We start from the raw sequence: 21,648 nt of genomic DNA on the forward strand, positions 1-21,648 counted from the left end.
CCCGATGGAGCCGGAACATGAGCACACCCCTCGATACCCTTTGGTACACCCGCTGTCCAGTCCCCACCGGCCTGGGCATCGCCGTGCAGCAAGGCTGGCTGCAGGATGACCTGGCCAGCCTTGGCACCCAGGTACAATCCCTGCGCGAAGCCGACCAGCAGGCCGTGCGCGAATCGCATTTCGACCACAGCCTGCTCAACTCGGTCCGCCACGGCGGCAGCATCCCGGCCATCTGGGCCCGCGCGCAAGGCCGCGAAACCCGTGTGATCGGCCTGTCCTGGGCCGATGAAGCGCAGTTGATCCTGACCCGCCCGGACAGCGGCATCCACACGGTCAAGGACCTCAAGGGCCGGCGCTTCGGCCTGCCCGACTGGGCCTCGGCGCAGATCGACTTCACCCGCGCGCAAGCCCTGCGCGGGCTGGAAAACGCCCTTAAACTCGAAGGCCTGCAAGTGGGCGACGTAGCGCTGGTCAACTACCGCTACGACGGCACCTTCAGCGACCGCCCGGTGCGCAATGTGGCGGGTACACCGGTGTCCAGCACGCAAAGCGAAGGCCGCAACCTGGAGCTGGCCGGGCTGTTGCGCGGCGAGGTCGATGCGATCTTTCTCAAGGGCGCGAGCGCCGTGCAACTGGCCCATGCCTTTGCCCTGCACACGGTCATAGACACCGGCAGCCACCCCGACCCGTTGATCCGCAGCAACAACGGCACGCCGCGCACCCTCGCCGTGGACAGCCACCTGTTGGCGCAACACCCGCAGGTGGTGCGCACCCTGCTTTCGTCCGTACTGCGCGCCGAACGCTGGGCCCATCAGCACCCGGACGAAACCCGCCGCTACCTGGCCCGTGAAACCAACAGCAGCGAATACTGGGTCACGGTCGCGTACGGCGCCGATGCCCACCTGCGCCTGAGCACCCGCCTGGATGACCAGGCCATCGACGCCCTGCAGGATTTTGTCGAATTTCTCAAACGCTGGCGCTTCATCCCCAACCGGTTCGAGGTACGTGACTGGATCGCCCGCCAACCCCTGGACCACTTGCTGGCCCCCACTCCCCTGGACAGGAAGCCCGTTACCCCATGACCAAGCCATTGGAAACGCTCTGGTACACCCACAGCCCCGTGCCCACCGGCCTCGGCATTGCCGTGCAATCCGGGCGCCTGGCCGAGGCCTTTGCGCCGTTCGGCACCAACATCCAGTCGTTGCGCGAATCCAGCGAACGGGAAGTGCGCGAAGCCCACTACGACCACCACCTGCAGAACTCAGTGCGCCACGGCGGCAACATCCCGGCAATCTGGGCCTACGCCAGTGGTGTCGAGACCCGCGTGCTGGGGTTGTCGTGGAGCGATGAAGTGCAACTGATCCTGACCACCGAAGAAAGCGGTGTGCGCAGTATCCGCGACCTGAAAAACCGTCGCTTCGGCTTGCCCAAGTGGGCCAATGTGCAGATCGATTTCACCCGCGCCCAGGCCCTGCGCGGGCTGGAAAACGCGCTGAAGCTCGAAGGCTTGAGCGTGGCGGATGTCGAACTGGTCGACTACCCCTACGGCGGTACCTACAGCGACGACGCCAAGCAGCACCTGTATGGCGCCGAAGTGAGCCTGGACACCAGCCGTTTCAGCCGCCGCAACAACGAACTGATCGGCCTGCTGCGCGGCGACATCGATGCGATCTTCCTCAAGGGCGCCCATGCGGTGCACCTGGCCCACGAGTTTGGCCTGCGTGTAGTCGTCGATACCGGCAGCCACCCCGACCCGCTGATCCGCAGCAACAACGGCACACCGCGCACATTGACCGTGGACCGGCATTTGCTGGAAGAGCACTTCGATGCCAGCCGTACACTGGTCGACACGGTGTTGCGCACCGAGCAGTGGGCGTGGGCCAACCCGGAAGAGACCCGGCGCTTTCTTGCCCGTGAGCTGAACACCAGCGAGTACTGGGTGGCGGCGGCTTATGGCGACGATGCCCACCGGCGCTTGCGCACGACCCTGGACAGCCGCTCGATCGATGCGCTGCAGGACTTTACCGAGTTCCTGTTCAGGTGGGGGTTCATACCGCGCCGGTTCGATGTGCGGGAGTGGATCGACTTCAGCGTGCTGGAGCGTGTGATCGGCTCGACTTCGCGGTTGGCTGTGTGACCCTGGGGGCGCTATGCGCCCCCTTCGCGGGACAAGCCCGCTCCCACAGGTTCACCGCAGCTTCCTGGCCTGCGGCGTATCTGTGGGAGCAACTTCAAAAAAATCCTCAAAGACAGTTGCTCCCACAGGTGCGGCGCTAGCCTTGGAGGCTACACAGTTCGGGTGGGAGCCGGCTTGCCGGCGATAGGGCCGCAACGCGGCCCCAACATGCTCAACCAAACGCTGCTGCCCCAGCAGCACCCGCCAAGCACCCCACTGCTGCCCTACCGGCAACGGCCCCCTAAAAAACCAATTAAATTCATATAATTCAACAACTTAAAAACATGGCACAGTCCCTGCTCTAGCTCTCCCCAACAACGCTTTACATACGGGGAGATTCACCATGCACCAGCTCCACCCACTGGCCCGCCAGATCAGCCTCGCGCTGCTGCTGGCCGGCACCGGCGGCCAGGCCGTCGCCGCCAACGAAGACGCCAAGACCGAGCCCGCCCTGGAAACCGTCACCGTCACGGCCCAGCACCGCGAACAGACCCTGCAGGAAGTCCCGGTCGCCGTGTCGGCGATCAAGGGCACCAGCATCACTGCAGACGGCGTGCGCTCGATGGGCGACATCACCACCTTCGTGCCTAACGCCTCGGCCAAGAACCCCGACGGCGATGGCCGGCCGCGCTGGTACATCCGTGGCCTGGGCACCGGTGACACCGGCGCCGCGACGGTCTACCCAGTGGGCATCTACGCCGACGACGTCTACCTCAACGCACCGATCGCCGGCGGCGGCCCGCTGTTCGACCTCGAACGCATCGAGATCCTGCGCGGGCCGCAGGGCACCCTGTATGGCAAGAACACCACGGCGGGCGCGGTCAACGTGATCTCCAAGAAGCCGACCTTCGACACCGACGGCTACGGCACGGTCGGCGTCGGCAGCAAGAACGAACGGATCCTCACCGGTGCCATCGGCGGCGCGCTGGTGGACGAAAAACTGGCCGGCCGGGTGTCGCTGTACTCCGAAGAACGCGATGGCTTCCAGCACAACGACTTCGACGGCAACACCTATGGCGACGTCAACAAAAAAGCCATCCGCCTGCAGTTCCTCGCCCAGCTCAACCCCGACCTGGACGCCTTGCTGAAGCTGCACAGCCGCCAGTTCAAGGGCGATGGCAGCAATGGCGCGCTGCCGGTGGGCCGCTATTACAACGTCGGTTACGAGCGCCCCAATGGCCGCGACATTTCGCTCAACGTCAACGAGGACTACCGCCTCGACCACGACGGCGCGTCGCTGACCTTCAACTGGTACCTGGGCGACTACACCCTGACCTCGATCAGCGCCTACGACTACATCCGCAACCGCTCGACCAGCGACGCCGACTACACCCCGTACGAGGTCAACGGCGCGTCGATCACCGACAACAGCTACCGCCAGTGGTCGCAGGAGCTGCGCCTGGCATCGCCGGAAGACCGCCCGCTGCACTGGCTGGCAGGCGCGCACTACTTCCATGAAGACCTCGACAGCGCGGCCCAGCGCATCGTCACCCCGGGCCCGACACCCAACGGCACCGGTTCGAACCAGGTCGGCACCACCGCGTTCCGCGACCTGGGCTATGACCACCGCACCGACAGCTACGCGCTGTTTGGCAACCTGACCTACGACTTCACCGATGACTTCAGCGTGACGGGTGGCCTGCGCTGGACCCAGGAGAAAAAAGACATCGACCTGGACCTGACCCAGTTGACCCGCGCCACCGCCAACGGCCCGCTGATCCCGCTGGCAGGCGTGGGCACCAACGGCAATCGTCAGGAAGACAAGACTTGGGAAGCCTGGACTTACGACCTGACCCCCGAGTACCGCATCAACGACAACCTGCGGGTGTTCTTCCGCTATGCCCATGGCTTCCGCTCCGGCGGCTTCAACACCGGGCTATCGACCAGCCTTGCACAGCTGACCACGGTAGACCCGGAAGAGCTGGATGCCTACGAGTTGGGCCTGAAATCCGAGTGGTTCGACCGCCGCCTGACGGTTAACGCCAACGTCTTCTACTACGACTACAAGGACATTCAGGTGAACCTGCTGACGGTCAACAACGGCGTGCTCACCACCGCCTTGACCAACGGCGCCAAGGGCACGGTCAAAGGTGCGGAGCTGGAGATCGAAGGCCAGCCGACCGACCGCCTGCACGTGCGTGCGGCGGTGTCGTTCCTCGACACCGAATACACCGACTTCAAAAACACCAACCCCACCACTGGCGCGGTGACCGGCGACTACAGCGGCAACAGCTTCGTGCGCTCGCCGCGCAACGTGGTGTCGCTGGGTGCCGACTACACCTTTCCGTTGCAGGTCGGCGGCAAGCTGGTGGCCGGCGGCGACGTGAGTTTCCGCGACAAGGAATACTTCCTTGCCGACCGCCAGAGCAGCGCTGACGAAACCCTCAGCCAGCCCCACTACACCCTGGCCAACGCCCGCCTGACCTGGTTCAGCCCCGACGACAAGCTGAGCGTGACCGGCTTCGTCAACAACCTCACCGACCGCCGCTACCAGGTGCATGGCCGGCCTAACGGGACTGCCGGGCAGTACGTGATCACCTATGGCGACCCACGCACGGTCGGGCTGAGTGTCACCAGCCGCTTCTGATTTTTTCTGCCTTTGGGGCCGCTGCGCGACCCATCGCGACGCAAGGCCGCTCCTACAGGAGCGCGCGACCGTTGTGTGTAGGAGCGGCCTTGCGTCGCGATGGGCTGCGCAGCAGCCCCAAGGCACTCACGCCTTCTAAAAGGACATCCCACATGCCCCACCACACCCCCTTGGCCAGCGCCATCGCCCTGGCCATCGGCAGCCTTGCCGTGCCCGCATTCGCCGCCGAACCCGCCACCAACCTCGACACCGTGGTCGTGGTCGGCACCCACCGCAGCGACGTCACCGCCCTGCAAAGCGCTGCGCCCGTCGACGTCCTGAGTGGCGAAAAACTGCAGGAAACCGGCGCCAGCGACCTGTCCGCCGCGCTCACGGCCTTGTCACCGTCGTTCAGCTTCCCACAATCGCCGCAAGGCGCCTTTGCCGGCTCCATCGCCCAGGGCGCCTCGCTGCGCGGCCTGGCTTCCGACCAGGTGCTGGTGCTGGTCAACGGCAAGCGCCGCCACACCAGCGCCAACGTTACCCGCCAAGGCCTGGTCAACGCCCGTGGCGCGGCGGCAGTGGACCTCAGCCTGATCCCACTGTCGGCCATCGAGCGGGTAGAAATCCTGCGCGATGGCGCCGCCGCCCAGTACGGTTCGGACGCCATCGCCGGGGTGATCAACATCGTCCTCAAGGAACGCGACGACGGCGGCAACGCCGGCTACCGCTTCGGCGGCTACAAGAAAGGCGATGGCCTGCAACGCAAGCTCAGCGGCTGGAAAGGCTTTGCCCTGCCCAACGACGGCTTCCTTACCCTGGCCTTCGACGCCGGCAGCCAGGACCCGGCCAGCGACACGCGCGACGACAACCGCCTGTTCTACCCCGGCTCGACCAGCATCGACACCCCGCGTGAGCAGAACAACCGCTACCGCAACTGGCGCTGGGGCTCGGGCAACGTCTCGGACCAGTACAACTTCACCGCCAACGCCGAGATGGGCCTGAGCGAGGGCCTGAGCGCTTATGGCTTCGCCACCTACGCGCACAAGAACACCGACGCCGAGAACTTTTTCGACCCGCCCACCACCCTGCGCAGCAACTACGGCAGCGTGGCGCTGGCGCGCTACCCCGACGGCCGCTTGCCAGTCACCCGCTATGGCCTGGAAGACTTCGCCGTCACCAGTGGCCTGCGCCTGGAGAATGAAGCACTGGGCAATTTCGACCTGGCGCTGAACTACGGCAACAACCGCGTCGACTCCACCGACCGCGACGCCATCAACCCCAGCTGGGGCACTGCCAGCCCCTCGACCCTCTACACCGGCCGGCGCGAAGCCGACCAGACCAACCTGACCCTGGACTGGACACGCGACTTCGCCAACGACTGGCTGTTCAAGCCACTGACCGTTTCGGCAGGGCTGGCCTGGCGCCAGGAGAACTTCGACCTGACCGAGGGTGACGCCGCCGGCTGGTCCAACGGGCCGCTGTTCAACACCGTCGACCCGGTTTCTGGCCGGCGTATTCCCGGTTATTACTCGGGCATCACCCAGGTCGATGCGGTGTCGCTCGACCGCCGGGTGATAGGCGCCTACTTAGATGTCGAAGCCCAGCTCACCGAGAAATTCCAGGCCGGCGTGGCGGTGCGTAGCGAGCACTACTCGGACTTTGGCGACACTACCAACGGCAAACTGTCGCTGCGCTATGACTTCACCCCCGAAATCGCCGCCCGGGCCAGCGCCAGCACCGGCTACCGCGCGCCTTCACTGGTGCAGAGCGGGTTGTCCTCGTTCAGCGTGCAGGTGGTGGAGCAACCGCCGGGCAGTGGCAACTGGGTCGAGGTGCAACAGCGCACCCTGCGGGCCGACAGCCCGGAAGCGGCGCTGCTGGGTGGCAAGTCGCTCAAGCCCGAAGAGTCGACCAACTTCTCCGTGGGCCTGGTCTGGCGGCCGCTGCCCAATGCCTCGGTGACGCTGGATGCCTACCGCATCGACATCGACAACCGCATCACCTTGTCCGACCAGTTGCCGTCGTCAGTAGTCACGCCGATTTTTGCCGGCACGCCCTACGCCAATATCCAGAGTGCGGCGTTCTACACCAACATCGCCGACACCCGCACGGATGGCTTCGAGCTGGCCGGCCACTACCAGCTCGAGCTGGGCGGTTGGGGCCGGCTGGACTTCAACGGCGGCTATGCGCGCAACAACACCCGTATCACCGGGCTGGACGACGTGGGCAGCATCCCCGGCAACCAGATCATCGGCCGCAACACCCAAGGCCTGATCGAGGACGGTACGCCCAAGGACAAACTGACCTTGAGCGCCAACTGGCTGTATGACGGCTGGAGCGTCACCGTGGCCCAGCGCCGTTATGGCGAATGGCAGAGCCGCAACGCCGCCAACCCGGCGCTGGACCAGACGTTTGCGGCGCAGTGGGTGACCGACCTGGATGTGTCGTACCGCTTCGACCTGGGCCTGACCTTGTCGGCGGGCGCGATCAACCTGTTCGACAGCCATCCAGACAAGCTCGAAGGCGCGCAGCTGTATGGGGTGCCGAAGTATTCCATCACCAGCCCCGAGGGGGCGCAGGGGGCGTTCTACTACACCAGCGTCAGTTACGATTTCTGATCAGCGACCGCGCTGGCTTCTTCGCGGGCAAGCCCGCTCCCACCCGAACTGTGTAGCCTCCAAAGCTAGCGCCGTACTTGTGGGAGCCGGCTTGCCCGCGAAGAAGCCAGCAGACGTAGTGCTGACGACCTGCTGCTGGAGCAGCAGCCCTGTGCTGCTCCAGCACCACCACATTCTCATCCCCCGTATTTCCGGGCCTTCAGCGCCTGGCACAGCTCTTGCGATAGCCCTTTCTATCGTCTGCTCCCCCAAGGCCCGCCATGCGCTTGCTCTCGCCCCTCTCCTGGTTGATCTCACCTGCAGCCCTGCTCGCACTCTGGGCCGTGCTGGCCAACGCTGGGCTGTTCCCTGCCAACCTGCTGGTGCCACCGCTGGAGGTCTGGCACAGCTTCACCGAACTGCTGGCCACCGGCGAGCTGCAGGAACACCTTTCCGGCAGCCTCTCGCGCCTGGCCCTGGGCTTTGTCGGCGGCGCGCTCGGCGGCCTGGCATTCGGCACGGCGCTGGCCTTGTCAAACACCGTGGAGGCCTACTGCGCACCGCTGTTCCACACGCTTCGCCAAGTGCCCAGCATTGCCCTGATCCCGATGTTCGTGCTGCTGTTTGGCGTCGATGAAACCTTCAAGATCGTCATCGTCGCCAAGACCGCGTTCTTCCCCGTGGCCCTGGCCACCTGTGAAGGGGTGCGCGCGATCCCGCGCAGTCACTTCGAGGTTGCAGCGGTGTACCGCCTGCGCTGGACTACATTGGTCGGCCGTATTGCCCTGCCCGCTGCCGTGCCCGCGATCGTCACCGGCGTGCGCGTGGCGTTGACCCGCGCCTGGGTGGTGCTGGTGGCCTGCGAGCTGCTGGCCGCCGACAGCGGGCTGGGGCAGATGATCGAAATGGGCCGGCAGATGCTGCGTATCGATGTCGTGATGGTCGGGGTGGTGATCACCGGTGTGATCGGCTTCACCCTGGATTTTGCCCTGCGCCGCGTGGAGCGGCGCTTGTCTGGCTGGCAAAGCCACTGAGGAGGCCGTGATGAAACTACACAATACCCGCGGACTGGTGCTGCCGTTGCTGCTGCTCGGCGCCTGGGAATACGCCTCGCGCCAGGACGCCGCCGGCGCCTACGCCTTCGTGCCACTGGCGCAGGTAGGGTCGGCATGGGTCGAACTGCTGGGCAGCGGCGAGCTGCTGATCAACCTGTGGGCAAGCCTGGTGCGCACCTGCACCGGCCTGGCGGTGGGCATTGTCGGTGGCATCGGGCTGGGCGCGCTGATGGCCCTGTCCGCCCCTGCCAACCGCCTGATCGCACCGCTGTTCCATGCCCTGCGGCAGGTGCCGATGCTGGGCTGGATCCCGTTGATCGCCCTGTGGCTGGGCAACGGCGAAAGCGCCAAGCTGCTGATCGTCAGCCTCGCGGCTTTGTACCCCATGGTGCTCAACACCTTCGAAAGCCTGCGCCAGGTCGAGGGCCAGCACCGTGAAGCCGCCCGCGTGCTGATGCTCAGCCGCGCCCAGCAGCTGCGCTTGATCCTGCTGCCTGCCGCCTTGCCGGGCATCTCCGCTGGCGTGCTGCAGGCACTGGCATTCGCCTGGGTGACCTCGGTCGGCAGCGAGCTGTTCCTGTCTTCCGGTGCCGGCCTCGGCAGCCTGATGATGACCGCCGAAGCCGGCGCGCGCATGGAGATCATCGTGGTCTGCGTGCTGTGCATCGGCCTGTGCGGCTACCTGATGTCCTGGCTCTGCACCCTCCTCTCACGCCGCCTGCTGCGCTGGCGCCCGACCCGTTGAAAGGCCCGACCATGAACGCCATCGCCCATGCTCTACCCACCACCGCCACCCACGGCGCACTGACCCTTCGTGGCCTGAGCAAGACCTACGCCCTCAAGGGCAAGCCGATGCAAGTGCTCAAGGACATCGAGCTGAACATCCAACCTGGCGAATTCGTCAGCATTGTCGGCGCCAGCGGCTGTGGCAAGTCCACGCTGCTGCGGCTGATCGTCGGCCTCGACCAGGACTATCAAGGGCAGATCCTGCTCGACCAGCAACCCGTGCGCGGGCCAGGCCTGGAACGCGGCATCGTGTTCCAGGACCACCGCCTGTTCCCATGGATGACCTTGCAGCAGAACATCGCCCTGGCCCTGAAAAACCACACCATGCCAGCCACGCACAAGGACCGCCTGGTGGCTGAGCACATCGAGCTGGTGGGCCTGAGCGGTTACGAGCACGCCTACCCGCACCAGCTCTCCGGCGGCATGGCCCAGCGCGCGGCCATTGCCCGGGCGCTGGTGAACAAACCCAAGGTGCTGCTGCTCGACGAGCCGCTCGGCGCCCTCGATGCCCTGACCCGGGTGAGGCTGCAGCAAGAGCTGCAGCGCATCTGGGTGCAGGAGCGGTGCACCGTGATCATGGTCACCCATGACATCGAGGAGGCGCTGTACCTGGGTGACCGGGTGATCGTGATGGATGCCCACCCTGGCAGAATCCGCGAGGACCTGCACATCGACCTGCCGCACCCGCGTGAGCGCGACAGTGCGGTGCTGCACGCTTACAAACAGCGGTTGCTGGGCGAGCTGGTGGGGCATTGAGCTGCGCCTGTGCTAATGTCGGTCGACTTGCTTGCCCATCAACATGGAGCCCCCTACATGGACGTAAGTTGCACATCGATCGAGGACGTTCGCTCGCGCATCGACCACATCGACCAGAACCTGGTCGCGCTGCTCGCCCAACGCGGCCAACTGGTCGCCCAGGCAGCCACCTTCAAGAAGACCACCGACGATGTGCGCGCACCGGCGCGGGTCGAGCAGGTGATTGCCAAGGTGCGTGCAATTGCCAGCGATACCGGGGCGTCGCCCGACGTGGTGGAACGGGTGTACCGGGCGATGATTGCGGCCTTTATCGATGAAGAGCTGAAACTGCATGCCGCATTGAGCCGTGAGTGAACCTGGACGGGTTCAACACTGCCCTACGCGAACCTGGTAGGAGCAGCCTTGTGCTGCGAAGAGGCCGGTGACAGCAGCAAAAATACGCTGTGCTGTCACCGGCCTCTTCGCAGCACAAGGCTGCTCCTACACGAGAATGCGTCGACTCTGGGACGACGAACGCTCAGCCACTCACCCCGCCAGAATGAAGTCTGCCGCCGTCACCGTCGTGGCGTCGGCCACCCCCACCAGGCGGATCGAGTCGGCAGCGCCGATGCTGACCAGCGTATCAGCGCCGACATCGGCGATGGTGACACTGGCAGCGAAGGTGGCAGCCGTGATGTTGAGCGCGGTGATGTCCAGCCGGTCCTGGCCGCCCGACGCGATGGCATCGAAGTTGATGATCAGGTCGTTGCCAAAGCCTGCAGCGAACTGGAAGACATCATTGCCGTCAGTGGCAATCATCGTGTCGTTGCCCGCCCCACCTGTGACCGTATCGTTGCCAGCGGCACCGTTGATGAAGTCGTTGCCGGCACCGCCCAGCAAGGTGTCGTTGCCGACGTCACCAAACAGCGTGTCGTTGCCATCGCCACCCTGCAGCAAATCGACGCCGACGCCACCGTCCAGGGTGTCGTTGCCCAGGCCGCCCAGCAGCGTGTCGTTGCCAGCGCCCCCCAGCAGTGAGTCATTGCCATCACCGCCATCGAGGCTGTCATCGCCACCGCCGCCGTTCAAGGTATCGATGCCCAGCCCACCAAACAGCTGGTCGTTGCCGGCATCACCGTTGAGCGTGTCGTTGCCCGCGTTGCCATTGAGGATGTCGTTGCCGCCGTCACCATTGAGCGTGTCATTACCTGCCCCGCCGTTGATGAGGTTGGCCAGCCCATTGCCCGTGGCAGTGAAGTTGCCCACCCCGGTAAAGGTCAGGTTCTCGACGTTGCCGGCCAGGGTGTAGGTACCCAGCGAGGTCTGCACGGTGTCGGTACCGGCACCCGACGCTTCGACCACCACATCGTTGGCATTGTCGACCACGTAGGTGTCATTGCCGACGCCACCCACAAGGCGGTCAGCCCCCGCACCGCCATTGAGCACATCGTTGGCTGCCCCCCCAGTGAGGGTGTTGGCCAAAGCGTTGCCGGTGCCGGTGAAGCTGCTGCTGCCGGTGTAGGTCAGGTTCTCGACATTCGCCGTCAGCGTGTAGCTTGCCAGGCTGGTCTGCACCAGGTCGGTCCCGCCGTTCAGCGCCTCGGTCACCGTGTCACCGGCGTTGTCGACCACGAACGTGTCGTTGCCGGCACCACCGTTCATGGCGTCCGCGCCAAGCCCGCCGTTGAGGGTGTCGTTGCCATCGTCGCCGTTGAGGATGTCGGGGTCGTCACCGCCGTTGAGCACGTCGTTACCCAGGCCGCCGAACAGCTGGTCCGCGCCGCCCAATCCGTTGAGGGTATCGTTACCGCCCAGGCCCGAGATCACGTCGTTACCCGCCGAACCGGTCAGGGTGTTGGCCGCGTTGGTACCGACCAGGGTCACACCGGGCGGCACCACCACGGGCGCGGTTGCTGCCGACGTCAGCGTCTCCAGCGTGCCGAAGCCGTCGGTGTAGCGCACGATCACCCGCAGTTGCTGGTTACCCTGGGCAAAGCCCGGGGTGAAGGTGGCCGCCGTTGCGCCGACGATGTTGCTGAAGCTGCTGCCGCTGCCTTGCTGCCACTGGAAGCTGAACGCACCCAGCCCGTCAAGGTCGGCAATGCCAGCGGTAAGCGCGGTCAGCACCTGGCCGCGGTCGGGTGTGGTGTCGCTGATCAGCACCGCGCCTGTCGGTGCATCGTTGACGTTGGCCACCGGGTCGAGGATGTCGGAAGCAACACTTTCGTGCACGCCGAAGTCATCCACGTAGCTGACCACCACCCGCATGTTCTGCCCCACCTGCGCCTGGGTCAGGACGAAGGTGCTGTTGATGGCACCGGCAATGTTGACCCAGCCAACGCCCCGGTTCGACTGCCACTGGAAGGTGAACTGCGGGTTGCTCAGGCCGTCGGCATCGACAATGGTGGCCGGGTTGGCCGTCAGCGTCTGGTTCTGTATCAGCAAGCCGGTCACGGCCGGCCCGGCGCTCGGCGCGCTGTTGGGCGCCGAGTCGACGATTTCCAGGGTGCCCTTGGCATCCTGATACACCGCCCGCACCCGAATGCTCAGCCCCGCCACATCGTCGGTCACCCGGTAGGTGCTGCCGATGGCCCGCGACACTTCGCCGGCCGCGACGAAGGTGATGTCCTCATACACCCCCGAACCCGGCAATTGCTCGACCTGCCAGTAGTAAGCCACTGGGCCGTTGACCGCGCCGGTCGGGTTGCTTGCACTGGCGTTGTCCGCATCATGCACGGCCAGGTCAGTGACCCGCAGCAGCTGGCCAGCCACCGGTGTGTCATCGCGTACGCCGGTGGCATCGTCGAGGATCACCAGGTGGCCCGACGGGCCTGCGTTGGCGGCCGTGCCGACACCGGAGGCGATGGCCCGGTCGGAGAACTGCAGCCGCTCGATGCCGGTCAGCCGATCGACCCCGTCACGCCCCGCTACCAGGTCGGTGACAATCACGGTATTGCCATCGACCACGACGTTGTAGTCCGTCGCCACGCCTGAGAACAGCGCGGTGTCGAAGTTGTCAGTGCCTTTCAGGATCTCCCGCACGATCACCAGTTGCCCGGGGTTGTAGGTGCCGTTGAGCATGAACGGCACCATCGGCTCCATGCTGTCGAACGAGGCGATTTCCGGGCCGGTGCCATCGCTGTTGGCGCGTACGCTGATGCGCACGTTGAGCCACTTGTCACCGTCGAGGATATCGTCACCGCCGCGGCCTTCGATCAGGTCGCTGCCGCTGCCGCCGAGGATGATGTTGCCGCCGTCGTAGAACGTCGCGCCAGCGGCCAGCAGATCGGCCAGGCCGTTGATCAGGCTGATGTTGGTCAGCACGCTGCCATTGGCACCGGCGGTGGGCAGCGAGGCGGCATCTTCGTTGTCGCCGCGCAGGAAGTCACCGTGCGCCGAGCCTGACAGGCCCTCCATGATGTCGAAACGCACCAGCGCCGACGCCCCCGAACCCGGTACCGGCGGCACATCGAAGAAGCGGTCGCTGTAGTCGATGGTCACGCCTTGGGCGAGCCCCTTGAAGGTCGCCCAGTCGTAGCCCGAGCCGCCGATATAGCGGTCACCGAAGCCGAGGCTGCCGACCATGATGTCGTCGCCCCCTTCGCCGTTGAACTTGTCGTTCTCGTTACCACCGACAAACACATCGTTGCCGATGATCGGGTCGTTGCCGAGCGGGTCGAAGTTGTCGCCAGGGGCACCGTCCGAGGTGCCCTTCTCGATCCAGTCGTCCCCTTCGTTGCCCATGTCCTGTTCGTTGGCCTTGCTGCCCAGGATGTAGTCATTGCCCTGGCCGCCGATGGCCTCGGAAGCGTCTTCACCGGTGACGATGAAGTCGTTGCCGAAACCGCCAATGATCAGGTTGATGCCATTACCGCCGTGCAGCACGTCGTTGCCGTCGCCGCCCTGGATATTGTCGTCACCGCCCATGTCGCTGATGATGTCGTCGCCGGCACCGCCGCGCAGTTGGTCGTTGCCGTTGCCGCCTTCGATGCGGTCATTGCCGGCATCGCCCCAGACCGTGTCGTCCCCCCCGCCGGAGACGAGCACATCGGCGCCGTTGGTGCCACCCAGCACAATGTGCTCGTCACCGGCATAGCGGATGTAGTTGCTGTCCGGCCCTGCGGTCAGCGGGCTGTCGCGGAACACCACCTGCTGGCCGTTCTCGCCCAGCGGGTCGGCATTGCCCAGGCCATCGTTGTACTGCTTGCTGCGGTCCACTTCGAGGTAGAACGCCGGGTCCGAGAACACCAGGCCTGGCAAGTGGGTGGCCGAGGTGTTGGCCATGATCAGCTTGGCGAACGAGTTGCTTTCCAGTTCCGCGTTCATCGACAGGCCAGCGGTGCGCTCCAGGTAGTAGAAGCGGTCGCCGTCCTGGAGTTTTTCCAGCTGGTTCTCGAACACGAAGTTGAACGTTGAACCGAGCATGCCGCCGAACGGAGTTTTCGCTTCGGCCAGGCCGCCGATCCACAGGTCGATGGCATCGACACCGGTCACCGTGACGCCCTTCAGGTCATCGGCCGTGCCCAGCACGCCGTCCTTGCCGGGCCGTGTCACGTTGGCCCAAGCCCCGGTGCCGTTGAGGAAGTCGAGCCGATCAAGCGGCGAACCATCGCCGCCGAACACCAGCGCCATCGCCGCCGCACGCTTGTCCACCAGGGTGGTTGCCCCGGTGATGGTGCTGTGCGTGCCATAGGCGGCGATGAAGTTGATCAACGACTCCGGATGCTTGAGGTGTTGCACCAGGTCGACCCAACTGGTGTACGGCTTGAGTTGGGTATCGCCGGTTTGCCCATAGATGTCGCGGCGTACGGCGTTGAGCGAAGGGATACCGACATCGCGGCCACGGGCGATGTTGATCGCCGGCAGGTCGAGCGGCAGCCCAAGCAGGTTGTTGCGCAGCGCCTCGGTGACGAACTCGTCAATTTCGTTACCGGCCTGGCGGGTAACCCCGCGCACGATGGCACTGGTCGCATCCTCGGGGGTGACGCCACTGGCGGCGTACGCCAGCGGGTTGAGGAATGCGGCGATCAGGCCCAACTGTTGGTCGGGGTCGGCGCTGGAGGGGTCTTTGACCACGTTGAAGTCGATGTCGAAACGGTCGACGGTCTCGGTCAGCATCGAGTGGCCGAAGCGGTACACGGTGTGCGCGAACTCGGCGACGATCGAGGCGTCGAGGTCGACGTCGTACACCTGGGTCGGGGCGAAGAACAGGTCGACACGCGGTTGGATGGTGCGGGCGAACTCCTCGAACACCAAGTGTTGGTACTGCATCTCGGTACCGAACTTGGCTGCCTGGAACAACCGCTCGCCATTCCACACCAGTGCATCGATCTCGGCCTGGCTGGCCGGCAGTGCGTTGACCGGGTTGAGCAGCCACTCGTTGAGGAAGGCCACGTCGCCCGAGTCGAGCACGGTGTCCTTGGTCTGCGCCACCAGCCGGTTGTGCTCGGCGTGGAAGATTGCGTGCACGGCGGTCAGGCCGATGTTTTCGTTAACCCGGCCGTCGCCCGCGATGTAGTGCGCATCCAGCAACTCGTTGTCGTAGGCCAGGTTGGCGCCGGTCTGCGGGTTGACCGGGACGGCGTTGCCGACCTGGGTACCGGCATCGGGTGCCAACACACCGCCGTTGAACACTGGCACGGCATTGTGGGCGATGTCGGCGAGGAACTCGTGCCCCGTGCGCACGGCGTTGGTCAGGTCGATCGGCGCCAACGGGTTGCCTTCGACCAGCACGTCGTCCGCCGTGCCGCCCAGGCCATCGGCGCCCTTCATGACCACCATCGGGTAGCCATTGGGCCCTTTGATGAAGTTGCCATAGGCATCGGTCGCCAGCAGCGGAACGTTGTTGACGTCGGCATCGGTGAGGTGAATGCCGAGCAGGTCATTGGCCTGCGCCTTGACCACTTTCCAGGTCGCCATGCCGCCGATTTCGCTGTCGTCGGCACTGCCGAACTTGCCATCGGCGCCCAGGTCGCGGTTGGTGATCAACCGGCCCGTGGCGACGGGGCCATGGTCCGTCATCTGATAGCCGCGCAGGAACACCTGGTGCGACGGGTGCGAGCTGTAGGTCTGGTTCTGGTCCACGAATGGCGTGGTGGTGTTGCTGTGCTCATGGATATCGTCGGCGTTGCCGAGAATGCCATCCGGCCCTGGCTGGTTGGTGGCACGGGTCAGCACCATGAAGTTGGTGTTGCCACCCGGCACATACAGCGGGTCATCCGGTTGCAGCGGAATGTACACGGTACCCGAACCGCCCTTGGTGACCAGGTCCAGGCCATGGTCGAAGAACTGGCCAAAGAAGGTCATCCAGGCGTTGAACGGCGCAGACAGCCCGGCATCCGCCGTGGTGTTCTCGAACAGGTACACGTCGTGGTCGTCATTGGTGCCGAACTGCCCGTCCAGGCCGGGGCTGGCGACGACCCGCACGCCATCCTTGAGCACATCGTCGTTACCCGGCGTGCCGAAGTTGAGCACGCCGTCGGCACCAGGGTCATAGGCCGTGGCATAGGCGGCCGGGTTGTTCGAGGTCTGGTCGACGATCAGGTTGCTGATGGTGCGCGGCTGCGAGTCGAACACTGCGCCGCTGGTTTGCTGGTAGGACGACCCTGGAATGGCCGGCGAGCCTGGGCCGAAGAAGCCGGCAGGCGCGCCTTCAGCGGGGTTGAACACCGGGTCGGTGAGGCGTGGGAAGACATTATCGGCCGCCCCGAACTGGGTGTTGTTGATGCCGTTGAGGTTCATCAGGTTGTTGTTCGAACCGTCGACTGCTCGCAGCCCCAGAGGTGCACGAATGTTGGGTATCAGCGAGAGGATGTCCTGCCCGGCGGCATCAGCCTCGGCGATCTTGATTTGCGCGAGGATGAAGTTGAGGTCGGAACGGACCATGTGCAGGCCTGCGCCACCTTCGCTGGCATCAACCACCGGCGTCGGCGCGGTCGGCACCACGGGGGCGCCCGCCTCGACCACGGCCGTGGGTTGCGAGAACAGCACTTCAGTGGTGCCGTGCGCATCCTGGTAGATCGCCTTCACCCGCAGTGACAGCCCGGCAAGGTCTGGCGAGACCTTGAACGCCGTGCCATCGGCACTCTGGAACGCCAGGTCGCCGGCCGGCAGCAGGATGATGTCCTCAAACACACCGCTGCCCGGGTCCGCTTCGAACTGCCAGTAGTAGGACACCGAGGTGTTGTTGAGTAGCCCTTGCGGATTGGCCAGCGACACATTGTCGCCATCGCGCACCCCGGCCATGCTAACGGTCAGCATGTCGCCCACGGTGATCGCGCCAGCGTTGTTGTCGGTGACAGTCGGGCTGCCGGTTGGCTGCGCATTCACGCCGGTCACCAGCACGCGCTGGCCATCGGCAAATTGCAGGCGCTCGATATGCAGCAGGGTGTCGACGCCGTCACGGCCGGCAACGGTATCCGTCACCGTCCACACATCGTCCGACACATCAGCCGTGCCACGGTTGTTCTGGGTAACCACGTAGTCGGCCTGAACACCGGAGAACACAGCGGTATCGAACGCCGCTCCGCCCGTCGAAGTACCCGGCAGGATTTCCCGCACCGCCTTGAGCTGGCCTGGGTTATAGGTGCGGTCAAGCATGAACGGGATCATGTCGACCATGCTGTCGAAGCTGGCGATTTCCGGCCCGGTATGGTTGACGTCGCCGGCGGCATACACCGCGATGCGCACGTTGATCCACTTGTCGCCGTCGATCAGGTCATCGCCACCGCGGCCCTCGATCAGGTCGCTGCCATTGCCACCGAGGATGATGTTGCCGGTGGCAAAGCCGGTGGTGGGCAAACCAGCGTCAGCCAGGAACTGCTGCAGCCCGTGGATCAGCGCCACATTGGTCAGCGCACTGCCAGTGGCACCGCCGTGGTTGAGGATGGTGACTGCATCGACGTCGTCACCCTTGAGCACATCGCCAAACTTGGAACCAGACAACCCTTCGACTTCGGCAAAGCGGTCGAGGATCGAGGCCGGCGAGGCGCCGACCGGGTTGAACACGCCGGCGTTCTGGTTCGGCGCGTTGCCATGGGGCTGCGCCAGCGCGGCCAGGCTCAGGTCGACAGTGACGCCGACCTGGTCATTCTTGTAGGTGACCCAATCGAAACCGGACATGCCGTCCATCTTGTCCTGGGCATCGCTGCCGACAAAGATGTCATCGCCACCTTCGCCGATCATCTCGTCGAAGCCACCACCGCCGACGAAGATGTCGTTGCCGATCACTTCGTCACCCAGCAGCGGCGCGAAGTTGTCGCCGGGCGCACCGTCCTGGGTACCCTTCTCGATCCAGTCATCGCCTTCGTTGCCGGTAGGCGGCAGGTTGGTCTTGGCGCCGAGGATGAAGTCGTCGCCCTGGCCGCCGAACGTGGTGCTGATGTCTTCGGTGGTGATGATGAAGTCTTGGCCATCGCCGCCCAGGATCAGGTTGCCGGCAACGCCCATGCTGCCGGCGACGATTACATCGTTGCCGGCGTTGCCTTCCAGGCGGTTGTCGCCGAACGAATCGGTGATGATGTCATCGCCCGCGCCACCCAGCACTGCATCATTGCCGGCGCCCCCTTCGAGGCGGTCATCGCCGCCGTCGCCGTAGAGCGTGTCGTCACCCTCGCTGGAGATGATGATGTCATTGCCCGCAGTGCCCCCCAGAACCACATGGTCCAGGCCGGTGTAATGCAGGTAGTTGCTGTCGGGGCCCACGGTATCCGGGTTGTCGCGGATCACCAGCGGGACGATTTCCTGGCCGTAGATCATGATGCCGCCGGTAGGGTCGGCCTTGCCGTCGGCACCCAGCCCGGTGAACTGGTTGGCCTGGTTCACTTCGAGGGTGAACGTCGGCGTCAGGAACACCGTGTTGGACAGGTGGGTGACGTCGGAGTTGAGCATGATCAGCTTGGCGAAGGAGTTGTTTTCAAGCTCCGTGCCGAAGTTCAGGCCCGCTGTACGCGACAAGTAGTAGAAGCGGTCGCCGTTCTGCAGCGCCTCCAGCTGGGTTTCGAAGACGAAGTTGAAGCTCGAGCCCAGCATGCCACCGAACGGCATCTTCTGCTCGGCCAGGCCACCGACCCAGAAGTCGATGGTGTCGACGCCGGTGATGGTCACCCCGCTCACGTCGTCCGCAGTGCCCAGCACGCCGTCTTTGCCGGCCCGGGTCACGTTGGCCCAGGCGCCGGTGCCGTTGAGGAAGTCCAGGCGGTCGAGCGGCGCGCCATCGCCCCCGAACACCAAGGCCATGGCGGCGGCACGTTTGTCGGCCAGCGTGGTCGCCCCGGTGATCGTCGCATGGGTGCCGTAGGCGGCGATGAAGTTGACCAGCGATGCCGGGTGCTTGAGGTGGTCGGCAAAGTCGACCCAACTGAGGTAGGCCTTGAGCTGGCTGTCGCCGGTCGCGGCATAGAACTCACGGCGCGCCTCGTTCAGCGAGGGGATACCGGTGTCGCGCCCACGGGCAAGGTTCAGCGCCGGCAGGTCGAGCGGCAGGCCCAGCAGGTTGTTGCGCAGGGCTTCGGTAACGAACTCATCGATCTCGTTGCCGACCTGGCGCGTCACGCCGCGAATGATTGCCCCTGCCGCTTCATCGGCCGTCGCCCCGCTGCCAGCGAATGCCAGCGGGTTGAGGAAGGCAGCGATCAGGCCAAGCTGCTGGTCGGGGTTGTTGGGGTCGGTAAGAACGGGGTTGAACTCGGGGTCGAAGCGATCGACGGTCTCGGTCAGCATCGAGTGGCCGAAGCGGTACACCACGTGGGCGAACTCGGCGAGGATGGCCGGGTTGATCGAGGTGTCATAACCGTTGGGCGCCAGAAACTCGTCGATCTGCGGCTGGATGGTGCGGGCGAACTCCTCGAACACCAGGTGCTGGTACTGCATCTCGGTGCCGAACTTGGCGGCCTGGAACAGGCGTTCGCCATCCCACACCAGCGCGGCGATCGCGGCAGGTGTGGTCGGCAGCGCGGCAACGTCATCCACCAGCCATTCGTTAAGGAAGGCCAGGTCGCCTGCGGCGAGGATGGTGTCCTTGGATTGCTGGACCAAGCGGTTGTGCTCGGAGTGGAACACGTGGTGCACGGCGGTCAGGCCGATGTTCTCGTTCACCCGGCCGTCGCCGGCGATGTAGTGGGCGTCGAGCAGTTCGTTGTCGTAGGTCAGGTTGTTGCCACCTGGGCCCACCAGCTGCGCGTTGCCCACCGCGGTGTCGCCGTCGGCCTGCAGCACGCCGCCGACCACCACGGGCGCGGCGTTGTGGGCGATATCGTCGAGGAAGCCGTGCCCGGTGCTGACAGCATTGGCCAAGCTGATCGGCGCGGCGCGATTGCCCTCGACCAGTTGGGTCACGTCATCGGCCGTGCCGGCAACCCCATCGGCGCCATTGCTGACGCGCATTACCACCTGCGGCATGCCATTGGGCCCGCGCAGGAAGTTGCCATAGGCATCGGTCGCCAGCAGCGGCACGCTGTGCACGTCGGCATCGGTCAGGTTGATACCGAGCAGGTCGCGGGCCTGGGCCTTGACCACGGCCCAGGTGGCCATGCCGCCATTTTCGCCATTGCCATCGTCGGCCGTGCCGAACTTGCCGTCGGCGCCGAGATCGCGGTTGGTGATCAGCCGCCCGGTGGCGATCGGGTCGCCCGCGGCGTTGAGCATGTACTCGCGCAGGAACACCTGGTGCGAGGGGTGCGAGCTGTAGGTCTGGCTCTGGTCCACGAACGGCGAGGTGGTGTTGGGCTGGCCATCGTCGGCCGTGCCCAGCACACCGTCCGCGCCGGCCGTGCGCACGGCACGTGGCAGCACCATGAAGTTGGTCGGGCTGTTGGGCACGTACAACGGGTCGTCCGGCTGCAACGGGATGAACACGATGTCGGTAGTGCTCTTGGTCACCAAGTCCAGGCCGTGATCGAAGAACTGGCCGAAGAAGGTCATCCAGGCGTTGAAACCGGCCGTCAGGCCCGCGTCTGCAGACTGGTTGGGGATGAAGAACACAGGCTTGTCGTCAGCCGTGCCGAACACCCCATCGAGGCCAGGGCTCATCACCGGCGCCGCGCCGCCATTGGCTTCGACGGCGGCGGGGTTGTTCGGCGTCTGGTCGACGATCAGGTTGCTGATGGTGCGCGGCTGCCCGTCGACCACCGTGCCGGTGCCGGCATAGGCCGCGCGGTACGACGCATCAAGCAAACGCAGGAAGGAATTGTCGGCGGCACCGAACTCACTTTGCCCGGCCACCAGGTTGTTGTAGCTGCCGTCCACGGTGCGCAAGCCAAACGGCACCTGGCTGTTGGGCAGCAGATCGATGAGATTGGCGCCCTTGGCGTGGGCTTCGGCGATGAAGATCTGCTTGAGGATGAACTCCAGGTCCGACTTGCTGAAATTGGCCATTTAGATTGCCCTCGATCTATCGGGAGAAAGACACAGGGCAACAGGGTCCATCCCGCGCCCAGTCAGTACTGACGTGCGCAGTTCGTGGTTCGGTTTTCCGGAATCGGTGGTGCGATGACATCTGGTCAAGCGCGGCCCGTTGGAGCGGCCCGAATAATCAAGACTAAAGTCGTAGGTTCAAACCTTGTCAATAAGCCGTCGAAAAAATGACTCTCGATGATAATGCGTTGCAACTCGCTGTTTTTACGTGACTTATAAAAAGTTCAAAGAATTTATAGAGCGAAATGATATTACAAGATGTTTCGTTGCAACCTACGCTCGTGCTTGTGGGGCACCGCAGCGTTTTCGGATGATTCG

The 21,648-nt window shown here is 64.8% G+C and carries 9 protein-coding genes; 8 read left to right on the plus strand and 1 reads right to left on the minus strand.

All coding sequences use genetic code 11. The annotated features are described in order from the left end of the window. Window positions 1-17: 17 nt before the first annotated feature. From AB7M33_RS26920 to AB7M33_RS26955, 8 genes are all read left to right on the plus strand, one after another. Window positions 18-1,082, plus strand: a complete 1,065-nt coding sequence (locus AB7M33_RS26920; protein WP_186678656.1) for an ABC transporter substrate-binding protein — start codon at window positions 18-20, stop codon at window positions 1,080-1,082. Continuing rightward, a complete protein-coding gene (locus AB7M33_RS26925) occupies window positions 1,079-2,137 on the plus strand; it encodes an ABC transporter substrate-binding protein (RefSeq protein WP_027593764.1) in 1,059 nt (352 codons plus the stop codon). Before AB7M33_RS26920 ends, AB7M33_RS26925 begins: the two co-directional genes overlap by 4 nt. Window positions 2,138-2,519: 382 nt before the next feature. After that, window positions 2,520-4,763 (plus strand): TonB-dependent receptor, encoded by a 2,244-nt coding sequence (locus AB7M33_RS26930; RefSeq protein WP_454244086.1) that lies wholly within the window; start codon window positions 2,520-2,522, stop codon window positions 4,761-4,763. Window positions 4,764-4,915: 152 nt separating this feature from the next. Beyond that, window positions 4,916-7,363, plus strand: a complete 2,448-nt coding sequence (locus tag AB7M33_RS26935; RefSeq protein ID WP_454244087.1) for a TonB-dependent receptor plug domain-containing protein — start codon at window positions 4,916-4,918, stop codon at window positions 7,361-7,363. A 260-nt stretch (window positions 7,364-7,623) separates the two neighbouring features. Further along, window positions 7,624-8,376: an ABC transporter permease gene (locus AB7M33_RS26940; protein ID WP_454244088.1), complete on the plus strand. Its 753-nt coding sequence runs from the start codon at window positions 7,624-7,626 to the stop codon at window positions 8,374-8,376. 10 nt (window positions 8,377-8,386) lie between these two features. Further along, a complete protein-coding gene (locus AB7M33_RS26945) occupies window positions 8,387-9,142 on the plus strand; it encodes an ABC transporter permease (RefSeq protein WP_454244089.1) in 756 nt (251 codons plus the stop codon). Between the two features lie 11 nt (window positions 9,143-9,153). Continuing rightward, entirely contained in the window at window positions 9,154-9,939 is a 786-nt protein-coding gene (locus AB7M33_RS26950; protein WP_454244090.1) for an ABC transporter ATP-binding protein, read from the plus strand. 57 nt (window positions 9,940-9,996) lie between these two features. Further along, on the plus strand, window positions 9,997-10,293 hold the full coding sequence (locus tag AB7M33_RS26955; RefSeq protein ID WP_454244091.1) for a chorismate mutase: 297 nt from the start codon (window positions 9,997-9,999) through the stop codon (window positions 10,291-10,293). A gap of 171 nt (window positions 10,294-10,464) precedes the next feature. Here the strand turns inward: AB7M33_RS26955 and AB7M33_RS26960 are convergent, their stop codons facing one another. Next, window positions 10,465-21,291, minus strand: a complete 10,827-nt coding sequence (locus tag AB7M33_RS26960; RefSeq protein WP_454244092.1) for a peroxidase family protein — start codon at window positions 21,289-21,291, stop codon at window positions 10,465-10,467. Window positions 21,292-21,648 lie beyond the last annotated feature (357 nt).

It is taken from the genome of Pseudomonas sp. Y3 TE3536 (genome assembly GCF_053629175.1).

Excerpts from the sequence above, each read along its gene's own strand:
- AB7M33_RS26920 (WP_186678656.1), top strand. The coding sequence starts at position 18 with ATGAGCACACCCCTCGATACCCTTTGGTACACCCGCTGTCCAGTCCCC.
- AB7M33_RS26925 (WP_027593764.1), top strand. The coding sequence starts at position 1,079 with ATGACCAAGCCATTGGAAACGCTCTGGTACACCCACAGCCCCGTGCCC.
- AB7M33_RS26930 (WP_454244086.1), top strand. The coding sequence starts at position 2,520 with ATGCACCAGCTCCACCCACTGGCCCGCCAGATCAGCCTCGCGCTGCTG.
- AB7M33_RS26935 (WP_454244087.1), top strand. The coding sequence starts at position 4,916 with ATGCCCCACCACACCCCCTTGGCCAGCGCCATCGCCCTGGCCATCGGC.
- AB7M33_RS26940 (WP_454244088.1), top strand. The coding sequence starts at position 7,624 with ATGCGCTTGCTCTCGCCCCTCTCCTGGTTGATCTCACCTGCAGCCCTG.
- AB7M33_RS26945 (WP_454244089.1), top strand. The coding sequence starts at position 8,387 with ATGAAACTACACAATACCCGCGGACTGGTGCTGCCGTTGCTGCTGCTC.
- AB7M33_RS26950 (WP_454244090.1), top strand. The coding sequence starts at position 9,154 with ATGAACGCCATCGCCCATGCTCTACCCACCACCGCCACCCACGGCGCA.
- AB7M33_RS26955 (WP_454244091.1), top strand. The coding sequence starts at position 9,997 with ATGGACGTAAGTTGCACATCGATCGAGGACGTTCGCTCGCGCATCGAC.
- AB7M33_RS26960 (WP_454244092.1), bottom strand. The coding sequence starts at position 21,291 with ATGGCCAATTTCAGCAAGTCGGACCTGGAGTTCATCCTCAAGCAGATC.